Genomic DNA, 21,241 nt, shown 5'->3' on the forward strand with positions numbered 1-21,241 from the left:
CTACACTATTCCAATTGATAAACTATGTATTAAATCGAAAAGAAAACCGGTTTCCCCGGTTATATGAAAGATCTGCCTCTTACAAAGGGTAATGACAAGCCGTCCAATGCTCTTCGCGGATTTGCCGCAATTCCGGCTGCTCCTCTTGGCATTTGGCTGTAGCTGCCGGGCAGCGGGTATGGAATCTGCACCCGGATGGCGGATTCGCTGGGGATGGAATTTCACCTTCAATCGCAAGCCACTCCCGTTTCCGGGTTGGATCCGGTGAAGGGATCGAGGAAAGCAATCCTTTGGTATAGTGATGCGTGGGATGAAGAAATAGCGCCTCACTCGGTGCAATTTCGACCATTTTGCCCAAGTACATGACACCGATGCGATCCGAGATATGCCGCACAATATTTAAGCCATGCGCGATAAATAAATACGTCAGCCCAAGCTTTTTCTGCAAATCCTGCATCAAGTTCACAATCTGCGCTTGCACCGATACATCCAAAGCAGATACCGCCTCATCGGCCAGAATAAACTGCGGATTGAGCGCAATCGCCCGCGCGATGCCAATTCGCTGCCTCTGCCCGCCTGAAAACTCATGCGGATACCGATCGTAGCTGGTCCGGTTTAAGCCGACAAGTTCCAATAATTGCTCGACCTTCTCACGTTTCTCCGCACGGCTCAGAGCATGATGAATATCAAAGGGTTCTCCGATAATGTCGCCGACTTTCCATCGCGGGTTCACCGAACCGTAAGGGTCTTGGAAGATGACCTGCATCTCGCGTCTTGCTTCCTGAAGCCCTTTGGTAGAGAGCTCGGATAAATCCTGTCCGCCGAAAAACACCTTGCCTTCCGTGGCCTTCTCAAGCTGCAGCAGCACCCTGCCCAGTGTGGACTTGCCGCTACCGGATTCACCTACCAGACCGAAGGTTTCCCCCTTCTTAATCGTAAATGAGACATCCTCCACAGCTCGGATGGATGCTTGAGAACGGTTGAATGCCCCTTTGCCAAGCGGATAAAATTTACTTAACCCTTTGACTTCGAAAAGAGTCTCCTTTACCGTCTCTTGCCCTTCTGAGCGCGGATGATCGGCCAGGAGAACCGTTTCGCTTGACGCCTTCCCATCAGCTTGCCACTCCTCCAGCCGAACGAATTCTTCCGCATGCCAACAAGCGGTTAAACGGTCATTCACTTGACGGAGCGGTGGACTTTCCTGCCTGCAATGATCTGACGCATAAGGGCAGCGCGGATGAAACCGGCACCCCGATGGCAGTTCCGATAACGGTGGAATGGTCCCTTCAATGGAAAACAACCGCGAAGAACGATCGCTGTCTATCGTTGTAATGGAACGCAGCAAGCCCCGTGTATACGGATGATGAGGCGTTGTAAACAACTGCTGCACAGTAGCCTGTTCCACGATTTGCCCGGCATACATCACGATAATGCGATCGGCCATCTCGGCAGCAATCCCCATATCGTGCGTAATGAGCAGGATCGACATATTAAACTCCGCTTTGAGCTCCTGCAGCAAATGCAGAATTTGTGCCTGAATCGTCACATCAAGCGCGGTTGTCGGCTCATCGGCAATAAGCAGTTGCGGGCCGCAAGCAAGCGCCATAGCGATCATGGCGCGCTGCAGCATGCCGCCTGACATTTCACCGGGGTATTGCTTCATCCGAATTTCCGGTTCCGGGATGCCGACACGCTGCAATAAATGCACAGCCCGCTCCCAAGCCTGATGTCGATTCCCTTGCTTGTGCTGAATGATCACTTCAATAATTTGACTCCCGATGGTAAACACGGGATCGAAGGCTGCCATTGGCTCCTGAAAAACCATAGCCATCTTCTTGCCACGCAGCGCCCGCAGTTCTTTCTGCGGCAATCGCGTCAATTCATCCCCATCCAGCCAAATCTGACCTTCGGAAATCTTGCCGTTCTCATAATCAATCAAGCGCATGACCGACTTTGATGTAACCGACTTGCCGCTGCCGGATTCGCCCACAAGACAAACCGTTTCCCCTTGCCCAATCGTTAGAGACACGTCCTCAATCGCCTTAAGAACGCCGGAATGAGAAGTAAATTCAACACTTAAATTCGCAATCTCCAGCAATTGCTTCACCTTGCCCGCCCCCTAGTTATGACCTTCTCTGTTTTGGATCCAAGGCGTCGCGCAGCTTATCTCCGATTAAATTGACCGATAGCACAAAAGCAGTAATCGCCAGGCCAGGAAACGTACATATCCACCAAGCAACCGTTAAGTAACCTCTGCCTTGGGATAATAAAGTCCCCCAGTCGGGAACCTCTTTGAGCACACCTAACCCGAGGAAACTTAAACCTGCGCCCACCAAGATCGAGGAGCCGAGTCCGATCGTGGACATCACAAGCAGCGGAGACCAAGCATTCGTCAGCACATGCCGGAAAAATATTCTCCCCCTTGAAGCGCCAATGGAGCGCGAAGCCGTGATGAAAGAGCGGTTTTTAATGCTCAAGATTTGCCCACGCATAACCCTGGCATATTGGGGAACAGAGGCGGCAGCTACAGCAAAAATCAGATTGAATAAATGAGGGCCGAGTGCAGCAGCAATAGCCAAAGCCAGCAATATGCCCGGTATCGTCATCAGAACATCGATGATCCGCATAAAGATCGTGTCAAGCACACCGCCAATGTAGCCAGCAATTGAACCAATGATCCCGCCAACTAGCCCACCTGCAAGCACAGACGCAAAACCGATAAACAACGAGTCCCGACTGCCGAACACAACGACGCTAAATATATCTCGGCCAAAATAGTCTGTTCCGAATAAGTGGGCTTTGCTCGGCGCCTGCAGGATTTGATCTGTCATCATGGCCGTTGGCGCATAGGGAGCAATCCAACCCGGAAATATCGCACAGCCAATAATGAATAAAGTGACGATAGCAGCCAAATAAACGAGTATTTCCGTCGCATTCAATTTACGGGTCAATTTGGGAAAACGAAGCTGCCAATGACCCTTTTGCCAGACAGCCCGTGTAGAAACAGCTTCTTTCATCCTCTTTCTCCTCTCTTGTGTCTTACCATGTCCCGTTCCGTGTATGCTTACTGTGTTCTCCGAACTCGAGGATCAATGAATACATAGGAGATATCGACTAACAAATTTACCAAGACATAGATGATGGCTGAGAAAAAAACAACCCCTTGAACAACAGGCAAGTCTTTGGACATAATCGCATCCGCAAGGATTCGGCCGATCCCTTGTCTAGAGAACACCGTCTCAATGACAACCGTACCTGCCAACAAATCACCGATATGAATCCCGATAATCGTGATCGCCGGAATTAAAGCATTGCGCAGCGCATGGCGGTACATCACTATTTTCTCCGATACCCCTTTGGCCCGCAGGGTCACAATGAAATGTTCGTTGATAACCTCGAGCATCGAGTTTCGCACCATCCGAACTATGAATCCCGCACCGACAAAGCCAAGAGCAAGAGAAGGAAGAACGAGCGTGATCAACCCTTTGGACCCCATCGCCGGAAACCATCCCAAGGAAACAGAGAAAATGAGAATCAAGAGAATCCCTGACCAGAAAGTCGGCATCGAGATCCCAAACAAGCCAACAATGCGCGCCACAACGTCAATCAGACGATTGCGGTGAATGGCCGACAGCACACCCAGTCCGACGCCTAAGACAGTGGATATCAAAGTGCTAGCCAATGTTAAGGCCAAAGTCGCAGGCAGATGCTTGAGTATTTTGGGCAAAACAGGTTCACTATTCAGCAATGACTTGCCGAAATCTCCATGCAGCATGGAGAAGACATAATGGCCAAATTGGACATAGAACGGCTCATTCAAGCCTAGCTGGTTCCTTAGATTCGCTATCGCCTCTGGCGTCATAGATGAAGGATCAATCATAGACAGAACCGGATCTCCCGGAAGCAGATAGAGGATACAGAAAACAAGGACTAAAGAACCGAGAATGACTAGCAAGGAAACAATCAGCCTTTCTGTTATGATCCTGGCCATCGTGATAAACGCCTCATTTCGTTATTTTTGGATAAACGTATCATTGAAGAGTGGATATCCGAGCGGATCAAACTTCAGACCTTTAACTGTTTTGGATGCGGCTACGGTATACGGGAATACATAGATCGGAATGATCACCGCTTGATCAATAATCGCTTTTTGAACTTGTTTATACAGGTCTACACGCTTTTTATCGTCAGGCTCAATAGCCCCTTGCTCCAGCCATTTGTCCACTTGCGGATCAGCGAGACCTGGCAGCGTTGGACGGGCTTTGGGGTCACCAGTATGATAAAACGCATATAACGCATTCGGATCCGTGTTGACCTGACTATTGCCATAAATGTCATAGTCCCCTTTGGTGTAAACAACATTGGCTGTATCTTTGGTAATTTCCACTTCAACGACGACGCCGATTTGTTTCAATTGTTGTTGGATAATGACGGCAATATCATTGCGTTTCTCGCGATTCGGCGAGCCATCGACATAGTGCAGCGTTAATTTCTTGCCGTCTTTCACACGAACGCCGTCCGTGCCTTTGACCCACCCAAGCTCATCGAGAAGCTTATTTGCTTTCGCTACGTCTGGTTTAATACCATTTTCCAATGAGGCATCATAACCGATAACTCCGGGTGTAAGGGGTGACCAAGAACGCGGATAAGTGCCCAAATACAGTGTTTTCACAATTGCATCTACATCAATTGCCGCTTGCAGCGCTTGTCTGGCTTTGACATCATTCCAAGGTGTTTTACGTTGATTAATAAATAAGGTGTACGGTAATCCTGTCGTATTAACTTGATGAACCTGCACACTCGTATCCGATTTCAAGGAAACAATGTTCTGTGGAGGCACGGTCTCACCGGCTAATACTTGTTTACTTTGCACACTGCCGATTCGTGTTGCTTCTTCCGGCACAATGCTGAACGTAATTTGATCCAAATACGACTTCCCTTTGTTCTCTACAAGTTCAGGCGCCCAGGCATAATCTGGATTGCGCTTCACTTGAATCGTGGCATTTTCCTCCCATTTCACAAAGGTAAACGGCCCTGACCCCACCGGGTTTTTGCCAAACTGGTCGCCGAACTTCTTGGCTGATGTTGGGGACACAATCCCTAGCAGCGCTTGGCTTAAATTGCCGAGGAAGGCTCTGGACGGCGTTTCCAGGTTAATTTTTATCGTATAATCATCAATAATTTCGGACGATTTGTACGGCTTGATCAGAGCTACAGAATTAGCAGCTTTGGTAGCCGGATCCAAGATACGATCATAGCTGAACTTAACAGCTTCCGCTGTAAACGGCGTCCCGTCGTGGAATTTCACATCCTTGCGCAGTTTGAACGTATAGCTGAGACCATCTGGAGCTGTCGTCCACTCCGTGGCAAGCCATGGTTTAATCGAACCATCAGGAAGCTGTACTACCAAGCTGTCATAGATCGTTCGAAGCACCCGAACCGCTACGGCAAGACCGCTGCGATGCGGATCCAAGGAATCCGGCGAAGTGGCTAACGCATAGGTTAGATCCCCACCTACGACTGCTGCTTGCTTGGCTTCTTGTTTCCCTGGCTCAGCTGACTTCCCATTGCCATTATTCGTTGAACCGCATCCCGTTAATCCTATTATCATCGCTAAAGCAAACGTACTTACCTTGACCCAACCCTTTGCTCTCTTCAAAATCAAACACTCCCCTATGTAGGTTTACACCCTCTATTGTTGAACAGTCTCTTTGGCATAGCGATTTGCAGGAACAGAGATGCCTAAGTTGCCTCTCAGCGTATCTGCTTCGTATTCCGTACGGTAGATGCCCCGCTCTTGCAGAATCGGGACGACGAGCTCCACGAAATCATTGAGGGTTTGGGGAATCGTCGTACGAATGACCAGCCCATCTGCCGCTTCTTCCGTGAACCACTTTTCCACCAAGTCGGCAATCGTTTCCGCTGAGCCTACAAAAGCACCTCTTGGCGTCGACGCTCTAAGCGCTGCTTGGCGAAGCGTCAGACCAAGCTCCTTCGCTTCACTTTTTATCTTATCCGTCGTGGCTCGGAAGCTGTTCGTTCCTAAGTCGCCCAAGTCAGGGAACGGCTCATCCAGCGGATATTGCGAGAAGTCGTGATGCTCGAAATAGCGGCCCAAATAGGCGAGCGCACTCTCGATCGTGACCAGATCCGCAACCTCCTGATATTTGCGTTCCGCCTCCTCCTGCGTTCGTCCGATAACAGGATTAAACGCTGGAAAGATCAGGATTTCATCCGGATTTCGCCCATAAGCGGCTGCCCGCCCTTTGATATCCTGATAAAACAGCTGCGCTTCTTCAATAGTTTCATGTGCCGTGTAGATGACTTCGGCAGTTCTGGCCGCCAAATCTCTACCGGATTCCGAAGAACCCGCTTGAAACACAACGGGATGCCCCTGCCTTGAACGAGCAATATTCAATGGACCCTGAATCGAAAAGAATTCTCCCTTGTGATTCAATGTATGCAGCTTGGCAGGATCGAAGAAAACACCGGATTCTTTATCCCGCACGAAAGCATCATCTTCCCACGAATCCCACAAACCTTTCACTACTTGCACATATTCTTCAGCAATGCGGTAACGCAGCGCATGGTCCGGGTGCTTGCCTTTGCCGAAATTCTGGGCGGAGCCTTCCAGCGGAGATGTAACTACATTCCATCCGGCACGCCCTCCGCTGATATGGTCCAGGGATGAGAACTGCCTGGCAACTGTGAAAGGCTCACTGTAAGAAGTCGACAGCGTAGCCACCAACCCGATATGGGACGTCACCGCCCCTAGTGCAGACAGGATGGTCAGCGGTTCGAAGCGATTCAAAAAGTGCGGATTCGAATGCTCATTGATATACAAGCCATCAGCGATGAACACAAAATCCAATTTCCCCGCTTCTGCAATTTGTGCTTGCTGCTGATAGTAAGCCAGATTCACGCTGGCATCATTCGCAACGTCGGGGTGTCTCCACAGTGACATACTGTTTCCGACACCGCTTATATTAGCTCCTAGCTTTAATTTCCTTTGTTTTCCCATGCTGACTCCCCCTCAATACTATGCTTATCGAATAAGTCGGAATTAAAATATTAGTGCGTTACTGTTTCCTTCACATAACGGTTCGTTGGATACGGCAGGCCTAGATTGCCGCGAAGCGTATCGGCTTCATACTCCGTCCGATAAATGCCGCGTTCTTGCAAGATCGGAATGACCAAATCCACGAAATCATTCAGCCCATTCGGAACGCCTGAACCCACGATAAAGCCGTCTGCTGCTCCGCTCTCAAACCACGCTTGAATGCGATCGGCAATTTGAATTGGCGTGCCGATGAAAAGCGGACGAGGCGTTGCCGCTTGCAAGGCAACTTGACGCAAGCTCAGCCCTTGCTCTTTGGCATTTTGCTTAATGCGGTCCGTTGTGCTCTGGAAACTATTCTTCCCTAGCTCACCTAGATCCGGGAATGGCGCATCGACCTCATATTGCGTAAAATCATGATGCTCGAAATATCTTCCGAGATAAGCAAGCGCTTCTTCAATCGTCACGAGATTGGCGACTTCCTGATATTTGCGCTCCGCCTCCTCCTCCGTTGCACCGATGATAGGTCCGATACCAGGCATCACAACGATTTCATCCGGGTTTCGGCCGAATCCTGCCGCTCTTCCTTTCACATCGTCATAGAACCGCTTGGCGTCATCCACTGTCGGATGTCCGGTAAAGATCGCGTCAGCTTCTTTGGCTGCTAAATTTTTACCATCTTCTGAAGACCCTGCTTGGAAAATAACCGGTCTGCCCTGTTTGGATCTTCCGATATTCAGCGGACCTTGTACGGAGAAGAACTCTCCTTTGTGATCCAAGCGATGAAGCTTCTCAGGATCAAAGAAGACGCCTGACTCCTTATTTCGCACAAATGCGTCATCTTCCCAGGAATCCCATAAACCTTTGGCTACTTGCAAATATTCAGAAGCAATCCGGTAGCGCTTCGGATGATCGGGATGTTCCTCAAGCTTCTTATTGTAATTGAGCGCAGAGCCTTCAAGCGGCGAAGTCACGACATTCCAGCCAGCTCTGCCGCTGCTGATGTGATCCAAGGATGAAAACTGTCTGGACACTGTGAAAGGCTCGCTATAGGAAGTCGATAACGTGCCGACTAGCCCAATTTTGGAAGTTACAGCCGCTAATGCGGATAAAATAGTGATCGGTTCAAACCGATTGAGAAAGTGCGGAATCGATTTATCATTAATGAATAATCCATCTGCGATGAATAAGAGGTCAAATTTACCAGCTTCCGCTTTCTGGGCTTGCTGCTTGTAATAGGGAAAGTTCACGCTGGCATCAACAATAGCTTCAGGATGCTTCCACGATGACATATTACCTCCAACACCATGAATAATGGCGCCGAGTTTCAATTGTTTCGTTTTGGACATGGTAATTCCTCCTCAATGGTTAGACAGTCTGTTCCGAGAATGCTTCTTGCAAAAGAACAATCGCACGCAGTCTCTCTTTGAATTCCTTCATGGCAACCGTAATAATCACTTCATCCAACTCATATTTCGTTTGCAAATGGAGCAATTTCTTTCTAACGGTCTCCTTGGAGCCGTGAATGATGTTCGCTTGTTTCTCCTCGATCGTATAAGGCTCACCGGACTGTTTGCCGAATTCCTCGGCTTGCTCGGCCGTTTTGACGGTCACGCTGCGACCGCTTGCCAGATGAACTTTCGTATTAACGATGCCTGCGGCAAGCGCCTCGGCTTCTTCATCGGTATCTGAGATAATCACCGATACAGCTAGCAATGCCTGCGGCTTCACGACTGCATCAGCTGAGAAATGATCCCTGTACGAAGTAAAGGATCGTTCTATGATCGATTCGTCCCCTGTAATGAATTGTGCGAACACATAAGGAATCCCGAGGCTGGCAGCGAGCTCCGTGCTTGTTCCCCCTCCGCCCAACAAGAATAGTTGGGCGGGTTCATCAGGTTGGGGCGCTGCTTTGACGCCATAAAATTCATGATTTTCATCTAGTGAATGATGGATATATTGATTTAACAGCACGATTTTCTCGGCGAGGGATGGACCTTGGCCTGTGAATTCTTGCTGTAATGCCTGCGTCGATCGGGGCAGCCCTCCCGGTGCTCTGCCAATTCCCAAATCCACTCTGCCAGGCGCTAGAGAAGCAAGCACATTGAAGTTCTCTGCCACTTTATAGGGGCTGTAGTGCTGCAGCATGACACCGCCAGAGCCTATCCGAATACGATGTGTCTGAGCTAACAAGTAGGAGATGAGCACTTCTGGCGATGAGCCCGCAACGGCCTCGGAGTCATGATGCTCAGACACCCAGAATCGATGATACCCGAGCGCTTCCGCTTGCTTCACGAATTCTATCGTCTGTTGAAAAGCTTCCTCAGACGTTTGATGTTCTGCGATTGGAGATTGATCCAGAATGCTTAATCGAATACCCACGTTATGCCCCCTCACAAACAATAAACTATAATTCCAATTGGTTTTGTCGGTATTATTACTTACTGTATCACCGCTCCTAAGTGCGGTCAATTTGGTATTAGGTTGTTCTATTGTAAGATAGAAATGTTCTATGCAAGTTTTCTTGGCTAGATGATTTGTTTGACTGCGTCCAAACAGATCGGCGAGAAGTCAACGGTTGATTCTTTTAGGGAAATAAGGTTCGTGCGCAAAGATAATCCGCCTAACGCAGGAACATGGATCGGCACAAGCAAACCTTCCTTTACTTCTTTGCGCGCGCATAGATCAGGCAAAAATGAAATCCCCATTCCTTTGGCTACCAGCTTCTTGGCGGTCTCCAAATTATCGATCTGGTAATCGATATTGGGCGGATGATCCAATGCCGCGAATAATCGGTGAATTTTCATCCAGTCCAATGAACCGCATTCAAAAAAAACAAGCGCTTCACGGCTTACGTCTTCAATCGTAATATGCTCTTTACCCACAAAGGGGTGCCCTTGATGCACGAAAAGTCGGATCGGGTCCTCATAGAATCCTGTACAATCGATATGCGGATGCGTCACATTACGAACAAAACCAATATCCAGTTCTTTATTCAGAAGCTTTTCTAGAATAACCTCTGTCGGCGCCGTCGTTAGTTTAATTTGAAGGTTGCGATACTTTTTTTTGATAATCGGAAGAATATCGGGGATGACATAGTTGGAAACCGAAACCGTGCTCCCTATTCTCAGCTCATTGGGGGCGGCATTCAAGTTGAGCAGCTGCTGTTTTCCCTTCTTATACGTTTGAAGAATTTGCTGCGCATAGGGCAAGAACTGCTTGCCTTTGTCCGTAATCGAAAAGTTCCTGCCTTCTCGTTCAAAAAGCAGTGTATTTAATTCCCGCTCCAAGGATTGAATTCGGGCCGTTACCGACGGCTGAGATAAGAACAATGCGTCCGCTGCCTTGTTGAAGCTGTTAAAATGGATGACATAGACGAACGCTTCAATGTTTTCGATGTTCATGCCTGCTAATCTTCCTCTCTCGGTTAAGCGACTACGAACTATGTGATAAGACGTTTGCGCTCAGGCGCTCTCCACTTTGCAAGTGAATGAACACTTGTTCGAAAGCTTCCTGTGCATCCGCTCCATCCAACTGCAGCAGAATCGATGATTTGGCGCCAAGCGACAAACTTAGCGAAACAATGCCCAACAAGCCTTTGGCATTCAGCATTTTCCCCTGAGACCCTACATAAATTTGGCACGAATAGCGATTGGCTATGCTCACAAAATCCAAGACGCGATCGATCGTCCAAGGCTGATTCATTGAAAAAGTCCACTCGATTTTCATGACATTTCCTCCTTTACTATTAAACAATCACAATTAAAAAGGAGGCACATCCATCCCTTTTAGGATAATGCACCTCCAGTTGTCTGGTTTTGTAGATGGCATGGTTCCATGATTTCTATTAAAAAATGGGAATCCGGTAGGTATCCCCCTCATCTGAGTACAGCAGCGCCTCCGAGCTAAACAGATCAATTTGGTGCGGTGCATGCTGGATTGAGGATAACGTGATTTTATTTTGTTTCAATGCGGACAATAAGGACGGGATCAGCTTCATATCCGTACCGATCAGGTTTACGACAACAGGAACATCATTATAAGAAATGTTCGTACTGTTCATTTGGCATAACCACCTTTTGGAATCGTTGACACTGCCGATGCTGTGCCTTGTCGTTTTTGGAATAGTTCCTTTTGTATAAATGTATGTTCAAGTGCCAAATCGGTAATCACGGCTTGTTTATTAAGCAGTTTTATGGAGTCCAATAAGAGTCCCATGAATTACACCTCCGTTTTTTTAGATAAAAAAAGCATGGATAGTAGCATCCACGCTTCCGGTTTTCCGGTCAGAATTAGATTAATTTAAATATTGTTAAATTCCAATGAGTTTACTTGGGTTTATAAGTGTAAATGAATTGTAGCACCCCCGCCCAATAATTGTCAACCGTGGAAATGGAGAAAGATGAGGATTGTGCAAATCCTCTATTTAGCATTCCGCACACCAACTATCGACATCCATGCAGAAAATCAACTAATCTGAACTAATTTGTCGTCATCAAAAGAAGACAATTTCTATCATTTTACACCTCTACCAAAATGCAGCGATTGGTGGTAGTTTAAGAGATACACCAAAGCGAGGGAGAGATCAGAATGAGAACGATCTATGAAAACTACCGTGGTTTTAAAATCAGCAAACAAGAAAGCATATATAACGCCGAGTTCTCCGACCGTATTGTATTCAGCAGGTGGCAGTTAAGCCAGGTTCTGGATACCGTCGATAATTTTGTTGAGGTCACAGAAAACAGCCAGAATAGGCGTTCGGAGGATCATTCGGAGCCTGGGTTGCCGCAGAATTAATAATTTTCATGTGAATAAGAGCCTCCAGAGGCTCTTATCTCCATGAAAAAGCGTATATCGAAGCGATTAGGAGTCTTCAAAGACTCTTATCCCAACAATTTCAGCGGAATAGCCGATTTTTTCAGCTCATACGAGTCTTTGAAGGCTTCTATCTATTAAGCCCCCTAATTAGATTGGAGAATACCACGGGAAATAAGGTACACTTTTTATTAGGGAGGCGAATACCGTGCAACAACGTAACAAGGTGTTTGAAGAAGTGCGTTTCAAGGTAGCTCAAGAAGCGCTTGGTGGAATTAAGACGGGTGTTCTTTCGCGAAGATATGATGTATCGCCAAAAACCATCCGTAACTGGGTAAAGGAATATCAAGAGACCTTTGGGGATGATGCGTTACCAACATTAGATGAACGTATGGCTGAATCCAAGCGCCTAGCTGAACTGGAAGAAAAATATGCTTGTGCGCTAAAAGCACTCGGAGAGAAAGAGTTGGAAAACAATATTCTGAGAGAACTTGTAAAAAAGTCCAGCCCTGCCTCGAAGATAAACTCAACATTGCCCAAACGTTCATCGAGCAGGGACATCCCATAACGACTGTACTGCGCCTAACTAATGTGGCTTCTTCGACCTACTACGACCGTCACAAAGTTATGCGTTCTTCGCTAAAGCGCCCTTCAGCACCTGGAAGGGGGCGTCCAGCCACACTTCACTCGAAGACGCATACGGGTCAAATCGTAAGCAATGCCCAGATTGAGGAATGGCTGTTAGAGCTAGTTTCGGGTGAGGAGCATAGTTATGGTTACGTTCTACTGACGGAGTGTTTGCGCGTTCAACATAGCCTTGTAATCAACAAAAAGAAAGTGTATCGGTTATGTCAGAAGCTCGGTATTTTAAATCCGCAGCGGCGCAAAAAGATTCATTATCCGAGACGTTTAGCCCGCAATCATACCATTAACGCGTCCAACCAACTATGGCAATTAGACATCAAATATGGGTACGTAGCAGGCTATGATCAATTCTTTTATCTCGCGGATATTATCGATGTATTTGATCGAAGCATCGTCGGCTATCATCTTGGATCCAGCTGCGAAGCTAAGCATGTTTGCCAAGCGGTTAAAGACGCTCTACGTTCACGCATAGCATCAGGTGCAAGCAAGCCGATTATTCGCACAGACAACGGTCCTCAGTTTATTAGCAAGGCTTTTGGAGACATGTGTGAGGATGAAACGATGATTCACGAGCGGATTCCACCCAAAACGCCCAATAAAAATGCCTATATCGAATCATTCCATGCCACATTAGAGCGTGACTTATTGAGGAAAGAAAGCTTTGAAACGTTTGAAGAAGCTTATCGAGCTATTCATACGTACATGGATTTTTATAATAATCGTCGCATGCATAGAAGCCTCGGTAAACGATCGCCAGCCGCATTTATGAGGTGGGTAGAAAAAGCATCGATGGATACGTCCAGCTATGTGCTCGCCATTTAACTAGCAAAAGAAGCCGACAGCGCTTCAAAAAACAAGCAATACGAAGATAACACCTTGTTGTACAACCGATTCTCCGGAATTAGGGGGCCTGACCGCTATTTACAAACTACGTTCATAAATCAGGCGATTAAGAGCTTTGAAAGGCTCTTATCTTCTTGAAAGCTTCATCAACGATCCCAGCAACCTATAAGCTCACATGATGCAGCTTCATCAGCTCTGCGACCTTCTGAAACTGGGATGCATTGTGACCGATCGACATCGCGCAGTGATGCGTCGGCACCTCGGCAAACCAGCGCGTCATGTACACGTCTGGATGATCACGGAACTTCACCGGCGTCTGCGTATTGCCGATTTTCATAATCGGCCCATTCGTGGATTGGCCTTCACTGGAGATCAACTTGAGCTTGCCGTCACCTGTCTGCGTCACATTCAGCGTGGTGATGGCTCCGGTCTTCACCTTCGCCTCCACGGAAACGCCCGTGCCTTGCTTCCCGTGATACAGCCCCATGCCGCGCAGAATCGGCTTTCCTTCGGAAATCGCGATATGGAACGGTCCGTCATGGCCCAGCAGAATCGTCTCGTCGATGTAATCCACCACGACGATTTCGGAGAAGCTGCCGCCAGGCGCCCAGGATATCGCTGATTTTCATTGCCGCAGCAAGTCTTACCATTTGGCCAAGCAATTCAAACGAGCTACAGGCTATTCCCCCCCATGAGTACTTGATTCAAATTCGCATGACGCATGCGAAGGAAAAACTCAAATATTCGGATATGCCCGTCTCCGAAATCGCTGCAAGCGTCGGCGTGGGCAATGTCAGCCATTTCATCAACTTGTTCAAAGATCGCGCAGGCGACACGCCGCTTGCTTACCGGAAGAAATGGCAGCGCCCCAGATCATACGGGCTATTTCAGTCCGCTCTCATCCGTTAAAGCCGGAAGCTCAAGACATGCCCGCACGCCTTGCCCTTCCCTTAGGGAGTAATGCAGGCCATAATGCTCGCCGAAGTGCAGCTGAATCCGCTTTTGCACATTAATAATACCGAAGCCGCGACTATTTTCCTTGCCTTTCAAGATTGCATTGAGCATCTCAACATTCGCTTGGCGATATCCGTTATCTTCAATGCTGATTATGAGTTTCTCGTCCGCTTTGCGCACTTTTATCCAGAGTTCTCCGTCCTGACTCATATTTTTAATGCCATGCAGAATGGCATTTTCGATAATCGGCTGGAGAATTACTTTGGGAATTAAATAGTATTTAGCCTCCTCTTGCATATCCCAATGCACCTGAAAAGCATATTCGTACCGGAACAGCTGCAAACGAACATAGGCCTCCGCATGATTCATTTCTTCCATAACAGGGATGAGCAGCTTCCCTTTGCTAAGCCCGATGCGCATAATCAGCGACAGATCTTTAATCATTTCCGCTGACTCCGAGGCCCCTTCCATGAGGGTATGCCAATACACCGATTCCAGCGTGTTGTACAGGAGATGAGGATTAATTTGCGTGTGGAGTATTGATAATTCAATCTCCTTATGCTTCAATTCGAGCTCATATTGATCATAAATAGTCTGATTCAAGCGATCCGTCATGCGGATAAATTGATTATTCAGCAGCACGATCTCATTCTTGCTATCTGAGTGCAGGGCAATCGCCAGCGGTCTGCCTGGATGATACGAATTCGTAATCCGCGCCAGTCGTGAAATCGGCTTCAGGATCGACTGGATGAAATACATGCTGGCCAAAATCAAAATCAAGAAATAGATAAACATAATGAGATCAACAAGACGCTGTACACTGATGTGATCGCTGATAATAGACTGAACCGGCACGCGCATAAGCAGCTTTGTATTCGTGTTTTCGCTCGTATGCAGCACGCACATGAATTCGACGCCATCGGCCTCCTTGAGCTTATACACACCTTCCGTTTTGTCAGCCGGCACAAAGGCTTTGGCGCCTATCGGGAATTTATCCGTGTTCGTGGCAAGGACAGTATTGTCATTTTTCAGCATCATCACTTCCCCATCCGCATAGCGATCGAAGGGAGTAAAATCCATCTGCAGCGGCGTTTCGATACCGGACACAGCCAAATAGCCGATGACGCCCTCGCCGTTATATATGCTGTTCAATTGCCGCAAATAAGCCACCGTTTGTTGGTTGTAGGGATTATATCCGAATTTATCAATTACGCTGATAACCCCTTTGCCTTTGGCTTGACTGACTTCCTTAAACCAAGAGAGCGCATTCAGATTCGTCGAATAAAAAATACCATTATTCAGCAAGTCGGAATTAGGCACAAAAGAGTACTGCTTATCGGTATCTGAAAAAAAGAGCGAATAGCGCACGGCATTCGTCGAATAGTTGTTCAAGTATTTGTCCAGCGCCTTAAACGTCTCAAAACGCTCGTACTCTGACGAGGTTGAAATGCTGACCAGCGACTGGATCTCCTGGGAGATCATAATTTTCTCTGTTTTTTCATCAAAATCGCTGCTTTCACGATCCAATGTCAGATGACTGCCCTCCACCAATTGCAGCAAGGCATTGCCTACTTGTTCTTCGGTAATCGACTCCAATTTCTTGGCGACAAGCAAATCCAGAACCAAGATTGGAATAACGACGAAAAGAATCAGCAGAACGATCAACTTTTTCATCAGGTTCATATTTCGCAGCCTGTTCAGCATGTGGGCATACCTTCCTCTCAAACCAAATCATCGGAGATGGCGCTCCGTGCCAAGCCCTGTACATCTAGCTTCGCTATAACGGAAGCATTCTCCTTTACGCCAAAGAGAACGCCATCAGAATAGATATTCTGAGGGGCGTTCTTTGCCTTACCCTTTCACTCCTGATACCGATAAACCGCGAATAATAAACTTTTGGAAAATAAGGAAAAAAAGGATCGGCGGCGCCATCGCCATGGTCAAAATCGCGAATCGCACACTCCATGGAATGACCGACGTAGAATAAATCACATATCTGTAAATCCCAGTCGCAAGCGGATACATGCTCTTCTCGGTCATCACAATACTGGACCAGTAGAACTCATTCCATGTCGTCGAAAAAGTTAACATCAACAGCGTCCCAATAATAGGCGTAGAGAGCGGAACTGCGATCCGGATAAAAGAACTAAACTCGCTTGCACCATCGATTCGGGCGGCTTCCAGAATTTCTTTATGGATGCCATCGAAGAAGTTTTTGAGCAGCAGCATGAAATAGGCATTCGCTGCGGCTGGCAGCCAGAAAGCCCAGTACGTATTAATCATCCCCAAGCTTTGCAAATTCAGGAAGTTAGGAACGATATAGGTTGCTGGCGGGATTAATAATGTGGAGAAGAAGAAAAGCGTGATGACTCGCTTGAAAGGAACCCGCAGATGAGAAAGCGCGTACGCGGCTAATCCGATCAGCAGCAGCGAGCAGACAACATTCCCCACATAAATGAAGATGGTGTTTTTCAAGAAGGTCAGCAGCGGCAGATCGAACCCGCTCCAGGCATCTTTGTAGTTCGTCCAAATCCAGTTTTTCGGAAAAAAGGTTGGTGGAAAGGAGAAAAATTCTTCCCGCGTTTTAAGAGAACCAAAGAATGTATTAAAGAAGGGATACAGCGTCGTAATCGCAATCGCGATCATGATCAGAATCATCAAGAAGTAGCCGAGTCTGACCGTCCCCTTTTTCATATCATAACTCGAAATAATGCCCCGTTCTGCTGGCTTCATGCCTTTTCCCCCCTACGCTGCATCAAGTTGTAGATAATGGACAACAACACTAGGAAGAAGAACATTAAGCTTCCCATCGCGCTCGCTTTGCCAAAATCAAGATCGCGGAATGCGGTATGGTTCATCCACAGCAGATACGTCAGTGTCGCGTTGTCAGGTCCTCCGTCCGTCATGGACAATTGCGCCTGGAAGTTCTGCGACGTTGTGATCACTTGAAGCAGCAAAAGCAGCAGCATCAACGTTTTGATGCTTGGCAAAGTAATGTGGCGAATACGCTGCCACACGCTGGCGCCGTCAATCTCAGCCGCTTCGTAGACATCTCTCGGGATGCCGACGACAGCCGCAATATAGATCAGCGTTGCTGAGCCGAAATTTTGCCACGTTTCCAACAAAACGATTGAAATCGTAGCCATCTTGGGGCTGAAGAATTCAATTTTGGATAAGCCAATTGTCTGCAAAAAACTGTTGATTGGGCCTACAGCATCAAAAAACCACTGCCACATCCCATAAAGCACAATAGCCGGAACCGCGCTTGGCAAATAACCGATAATGCGAGCTGCTCCCTGAAACCATTTTAATTCAGTAATAATGATCGCAATTAATGGTGGTATCCAGAAACCGAGTACAATACCTAAAATCATATAATACAGGGTGTTTTTTATCGAAGTAAATAAAAGGCTGTCTTTGAAGATGCTTACGTAATTGTCCAGCCCAATAAAATGATTGCCATCCACGAAATCAATCGTGTAAAAGCTGTAAAAGATCCCTTTGAAAATAGGCACCCATAGAAAAATAATAAACAACACAATCTCCGGAAGGATAAACAGCGTTCCCCATAAATACCAGTTCATTTTCTTCTTGGCAGCACGCTGGGCTGCAATTGGTCTTACGCTCAGCTCTGTCTCCATCTTGAACACTCCTTATAAAATCGGACCTAAACCGGTAAACGGCTTAGATCCGATGTTCCCGTCCTTATTCGACCTTCACTTTATCAAAAACTTCGGTTTGAACTTTGTTGGAAGCTTCTTCCAACGTCTTTTTCAAATCAACATCCTTAGTTGTGAACACTTTTTGAATCACGTTGGCAAGCTCTGTGTAGTACTTTTGCGCTTCGTACTGAGCTTCTGGTTTACCGTCCCAAAGGCTGATCAATTGCGGATCATATTTGAAAACGTTATCGTATTTAGCCAACAAATCCGTGTATTTTTTACCGAAATCGGAAGAATCCTTCCAGTAGTTGATCGGTTGCGGAATGTAAACGCGATTCTTGCCTTTGCGATCTTCGATTTCCTTCTTCGTGGAGTTCAAGAAATCGTCTGTGAAGTACTCATCTGTAATCCATTTGAACGCGACTTGCTGTTGGTCTTTATCACTTTTTGGATTGATAACACGGTAGTTGCCGCCAAGCACGCCAGTATGTTTACCGCCTTTGGTAATGGAAGGCATTGGGTAGACAACAAGATCCTCTTTGCTGATGCCGCCCTCGTTAATGGCTGTATCTGCTGCGTTGCCGCTTCCGCACATGACCATTGCACCGCGACCTTGCGAGAAGGCATTCAAAGCATCCCCGTAGCCGAGCGCCCAGTTTTGCGGGATCAAGTTTTCATCCTTGAGTTTTTTGTAGAATTCGAGCGCTTTCAAACCAGCTTCAGAATTGAATAGTCCAACGACTTTGCCATTATCAAGCTTTTGAACATCCCCGCCTGCGGCATAAAGGAAATTCGTCCAGTTCCAACCTGCCTCAGGACCTTTCCCCATTGGGATGAAACCGGCAATGCCCTTGGCTGGATCATTGATTTTTCTGGCAGCCGTCAACAGATCGTCCCAAGTCCAATCCATAGGCGGAAGGTCCACGCCTTTTTCTTTGAACAATTTCTTATTAAGCGTAATCGTCATCACGTAACCATCGATCGGCACACCGTACGTTTTACCGTTCACGACAAATGGTTTTGACAGTAGATCATTCATATCCTTGGCGTGTTCCCAGCTGTTGATGGAATCCGTAATATCGGCTACCCATTTCTTGTCGACAAGCACTTTCCCCTCTGTGGCATACGTTGTATATTCCGTTGGGGCGCTGTTCGAGGCCATTTTGATACCAATTTCCAGCGGATTGTACTGCCAGTCGTCCTTCTTGAAATCGACCGTCGGGAACTTGGCTTTAAAGCGGGTGATACGCTGGTCTAATTGATCATTTTTTTCCTTTTGATCCGGCTTGAAGCCTTGTGCTGTAATTGTCACCTTTTTTGCCGCAGGAACGGTTGTAGCTGCGGTTGTGCTCCCCGCCGTTGTTGCCGGGCTAGGACTTGTTGTCGTGGTAGTTGAGTTTGTGCCGCATCCGGCCAATAGGACCGTGAGCGCAATTGCGCCTAGTGCAGAAGCGTTTCTTTTTCTCATGTGTAGTTCCCCTTTCAATCGTTACCTTATAAGTTTGCTGCTACAATTTCGATTATAAAGGGAACGGACTTGACAGGCGATGTGCGGTATTACGCTAATCATGTCACATGTTACGGTCCCGTTTGCTTCACTTCGGAAATATTCATGCCAAAATGCTTTTTAAAAATTTTGCTAAAATGTTCCGGCGATTCGTAACCGATTTCCTCGGAAATTTCGTATCTGCGCTTATCCGTGGTGAGAATTAATTGTCTGCCTTTCTCCATGCGGAGTTGGGTAACATAGTCCCAAATGTTGATCCCCATTACTCTTTTAAACAAATAGCTTAAATAATTCGGGCTCAAATGAACCGCATCCGCAATATCTTGCAGCTTGAGGCCTTTGTTGCTGAAGTGACCTTCAATATAGGTTTTAGTTTCATAAACAATGCGATTGTTCGCTTCATCCACTTGCGTGTTGGATAAATTTTGTTCATTCGTTGTTTTACCAATATCGTCAATGTAGAACATGTAGTGCCCTTTATTGGTCTCACTCCATGCCAAACTCTCCGTCGCTTCCTGATAGATAACTGGCCACTCCGTCACACCCTCGCGAATGCGGCTAATCCCGATCTGACATTTGACGTTGACGTATTTCTGCAAATTGGTATGAATCATTTGGGCCACCATCAGGAGTTGATTAATGCTCTGGGTACCCCGATTCTCCTCTTGCGGAATTTGCATCAGCAGCGAAAACGTTGAATTATGCGTGTTGAACAAGAGATGACACCACTGTTTGGCTGTCTCTTCGATGATATTCAAAGCGGCATATTTCAACAAACTGCGATCCTTGAGCGTGGCGATTTCCTCATCGTGGATACCGCCCCGGCTGAGCGATAACTTGATCACAAGCATGCTATAGAAGCTTCCTGTCATGCGATTGCCCAGCTTTTCCATGATAGCCGGCACTTCGGAGGCATGCAGGGTGCTGGTCACAAGCTCATTCAGGTAATAATTCAACTCCAGTGAAATATGCTCCGGCAGACCGCCGCTGCCTTCCCAATTGGAGAAATGCTGCTGCTTCTCTTCCTTCTCCTTCAGCAGCTTCGCAGCTACATTGACCAAGTGAGGCGGCGTGATCGGTTTAACCAAATATTCCTTAGCGCCGAAACGAATCGCCTTCTGGGCATATTCAAATTCCCCATGCGCGGATAAAATAACAATCGGAATCGACGGATCTTCCATAAATATATTTTCAATGAGCTCAATGCCATTCATTTTCTCCATTTGGATATCCGTAAACACCAAATCAATCTTCTCTAAATGAATAAAATCCAACGCCTCAAATCCGTTATATGCGATGAATACTTCCCCAATATCCAGCTTCGATTGCTTCAATATGGTAGCAACGCCTTTACAAATCATCGGTTCGTCATCCACAACCAAAATATTAACCATGCGGCCACCTCGTCATTCTTTTATGCATCAATCCTATTCTAGTGTACAACATGTGGCGCTGAACAGGTTTAATATTACGTTTATTGTGTCTGATATATGGGAGGTGACGGTATTGGTGTCTGGCGCGCCTAATGAACTCAATACCCCCTATATGACCAAATTTGGCTCATTTAAAGTAATTACGAACTGGAATAACGCTATACCACGCAAAAGCTGACCTTTCCGCTCCTAAGTAACGCTTTAGCACTGCTTGAGTTCGTTAGAAAAATTGCGTGGCCATTTTCTCGCTTTTAGCGTGTTTGCAGTTCGTTAAGTCAATGAGCTCGCTGTTCTCGCACTTAGCGCGTTTGCAGTTCGTTAGCGT

Annotated in this window: 21 protein-coding genes; 4 read left to right on the top strand and 17 right to left on the bottom strand. The window is 47.0% G+C overall.

Annotated elements, in window-relative coordinates:
• Nucleotides 1–79: 79 nt before the first annotated feature.
• From LOZ80_RS16585 to LOZ80_RS16635, 11 genes are all read right to left on the bottom strand, one after another.
• Nucleotides 80–2,107 carry an ABC transporter ATP-binding protein gene (locus LOZ80_RS16585; RefSeq protein WP_238172408.1) on the bottom strand — a complete coding sequence of 676 codons (2,028 nt, stop codon included), beginning with the start codon at nt 2,105–2,107 and terminating at the stop codon, nt 80–82.
• Between the two features lie 16 nt (nt 2,108–2,123).
• A complete protein-coding gene (locus LOZ80_RS16590; RefSeq protein WP_238172409.1) occupies nt 2,124–3,017 on the bottom strand; it encodes an ABC transporter permease in 894 nt (297 codons plus the stop codon).
• 47 nt (nt 3,018–3,064) lie between these two features.
• Nucleotides 3,065–3,991 (bottom strand): ABC transporter permease, encoded by a 927-nt coding sequence (locus LOZ80_RS16595; protein ID WP_238172410.1) that lies wholly within the window; start codon nt 3,989–3,991, stop codon nt 3,065–3,067.
• 21 nt (nt 3,992–4,012) lie between these two features.
• Nucleotides 4,013–5,611 carry an ABC transporter substrate-binding protein gene (locus LOZ80_RS16600; RefSeq protein WP_238173007.1) on the bottom strand — a complete coding sequence of 533 codons (1,599 nt, stop codon included), beginning with the start codon at nt 5,609–5,611 and terminating at the stop codon, nt 4,013–4,015.
• A gap of 81 nt (nt 5,612–5,692) precedes the next feature.
• The gene (locus tag LOZ80_RS16605; protein WP_238172411.1) at nt 5,693–7,021 is read right to left on the bottom strand and encodes an LLM class flavin-dependent oxidoreductase; all 1,329 of its coding nucleotides are present in this window, start codon (nt 7,019–7,021) and stop codon (nt 5,693–5,695) included.
• Nucleotides 7,022–7,071: 50 nt separating this feature from the next.
• Nucleotides 7,072–8,406, bottom strand: coding sequence for an LLM class flavin-dependent oxidoreductase (locus LOZ80_RS16610; RefSeq protein ID WP_238172412.1), 1,335 nt, complete (start codon nt 8,404–8,406; stop codon nt 7,072–7,074).
• A gap of 19 nt (nt 8,407–8,425) precedes the next feature.
• Nucleotides 8,426–9,439 carry an LLM class flavin-dependent oxidoreductase gene (locus tag LOZ80_RS16615; RefSeq protein ID WP_238172413.1) on the bottom strand — a complete coding sequence of 338 codons (1,014 nt, stop codon included), beginning with the start codon at nt 9,437–9,439 and terminating at the stop codon, nt 8,426–8,428.
• Nucleotides 9,440–9,585: 146 nt separating this feature from the next.
• Nucleotides 9,586–10,461, bottom strand: a complete 876-nt coding sequence (locus LOZ80_RS16620; RefSeq protein WP_238172414.1) for a LysR family transcriptional regulator — start codon at nt 10,459–10,461, stop codon at nt 9,586–9,588.
• Nucleotides 10,462–10,492: 31 nt separating this feature from the next.
• Nucleotides 10,493–10,786, bottom strand: a complete 294-nt coding sequence (locus LOZ80_RS16625) for an HPr family phosphocarrier protein (RefSeq protein WP_238172415.1) — start codon at nt 10,784–10,786, stop codon at nt 10,493–10,495.
• A 118-nt stretch (nt 10,787–10,904) separates the two neighbouring features.
• On the bottom strand, nt 10,905–11,120 hold the full coding sequence (locus LOZ80_RS16630; protein WP_238172416.1) for a hypothetical protein: 216 nt from the start codon (nt 11,118–11,120) through the stop codon (nt 10,905–10,907).
• Entirely contained in the window at nt 11,117–11,275 is a 159-nt protein-coding gene (locus LOZ80_RS16635; protein WP_238172417.1) for a hypothetical protein, read from the bottom strand. The genes LOZ80_RS16630 and LOZ80_RS16635 overlap by 4 nt, the downstream gene beginning before the upstream one ends.
• 372 nt (nt 11,276–11,647) lie before the next feature.
• Between LOZ80_RS16635 and LOZ80_RS16640 the strand changes: the two genes are divergently transcribed.
• From LOZ80_RS16640 to LOZ80_RS16650, 3 genes are all read left to right on the top strand, one after another.
• Complete coding sequence (locus tag LOZ80_RS16640; protein ID WP_238172418.1) at nt 11,648–11,854, top strand: hypothetical protein; 207 nt, start codon at nt 11,648–11,650, stop codon at nt 11,852–11,854.
• Between the two features lie 226 nt (nt 11,855–12,080).
• Nucleotides 12,081–12,440 carry a transposase gene (locus LOZ80_RS16645; protein WP_238167655.1) on the top strand — a complete coding sequence of 120 codons (360 nt, stop codon included), beginning with the start codon at nt 12,081–12,083 and terminating at the stop codon, nt 12,438–12,440.
• Nucleotides 12,441–12,463: 23 nt separating this feature from the next.
• Nucleotides 12,464–13,339 (top strand): IS3 family transposase, encoded by an 876-nt coding sequence (locus LOZ80_RS16650; RefSeq protein ID WP_238168157.1) that lies wholly within the window; start codon nt 12,464–12,466, stop codon nt 13,337–13,339.
• A gap of 184 nt (nt 13,340–13,523) precedes the next feature.
• Here LOZ80_RS16650 and LOZ80_RS16655 read toward each other — a convergent pair whose 3' ends face one another.
• Entirely contained in the window at nt 13,524–13,847 is a 324-nt protein-coding gene (locus LOZ80_RS16655) for a hypothetical protein (RefSeq protein WP_238172419.1), read from the bottom strand.
• Nucleotides 13,848–14,041: 194 nt separating this feature from the next.
• Between LOZ80_RS16655 and LOZ80_RS16660 the strand changes: the two genes are divergently transcribed.
• Entirely contained in the window at nt 14,042–14,269 is a 228-nt protein-coding gene (locus LOZ80_RS16660; RefSeq protein ID WP_283214792.1) for a helix-turn-helix domain-containing protein, read from the top strand.
• Here LOZ80_RS16660 and LOZ80_RS16665 read toward each other — a convergent pair.
• The 5 genes from LOZ80_RS16665 to LOZ80_RS16685 all read right to left on the bottom strand — a co-directional run bounded on the left by LOZ80_RS16665 (nt 14,243) and on the right by LOZ80_RS16685 (nt 20,877).
• The gene (locus LOZ80_RS16665) at nt 14,243–16,018 is read right to left on the bottom strand and encodes a sensor histidine kinase (RefSeq protein ID WP_238172421.1); all 1,776 of its coding nucleotides are present in this window, start codon (nt 16,016–16,018) and stop codon (nt 14,243–14,245) included. The genes LOZ80_RS16660 and LOZ80_RS16665 overlap by 27 nt on opposite strands.
• A 147-nt stretch (nt 16,019–16,165) precedes the next feature.
• Nucleotides 16,166–17,047 (bottom strand): carbohydrate ABC transporter permease, encoded by an 882-nt coding sequence (locus LOZ80_RS16670; protein ID WP_238172422.1) that lies wholly within the window; start codon nt 17,045–17,047, stop codon nt 16,166–16,168.
• Complete coding sequence (locus tag LOZ80_RS16675; RefSeq protein WP_238172423.1) at nt 17,044–17,955, bottom strand: carbohydrate ABC transporter permease; 912 nt, start codon at nt 17,953–17,955, stop codon at nt 17,044–17,046. Before LOZ80_RS16675 ends, LOZ80_RS16670 begins: the two co-directional genes overlap by 4 nt.
• A 64-nt stretch (nt 17,956–18,019) precedes the next feature.
• Complete coding sequence (locus tag LOZ80_RS16680; RefSeq protein WP_238172424.1) at nt 18,020–19,444, bottom strand: ABC transporter substrate-binding protein; 1,425 nt, start codon at nt 19,442–19,444, stop codon at nt 18,020–18,022.
• 110 nt (nt 19,445–19,554) lie between these two features.
• Complete coding sequence (locus LOZ80_RS16685; protein WP_238172425.1) at nt 19,555–20,877, bottom strand: response regulator transcription factor; 1,323 nt, start codon at nt 20,875–20,877, stop codon at nt 19,555–19,557.
• Nucleotides 20,878–21,241 lie beyond the last annotated feature (364 nt).

The sequence above is a fragment of the Paenibacillus sp. HWE-109 genome, from assembly GCF_022163125.1.
Lineage (GTDB): Bacteria > Bacillota > Bacilli > Paenibacillales > NBRC-103111 > Paenibacillus_E.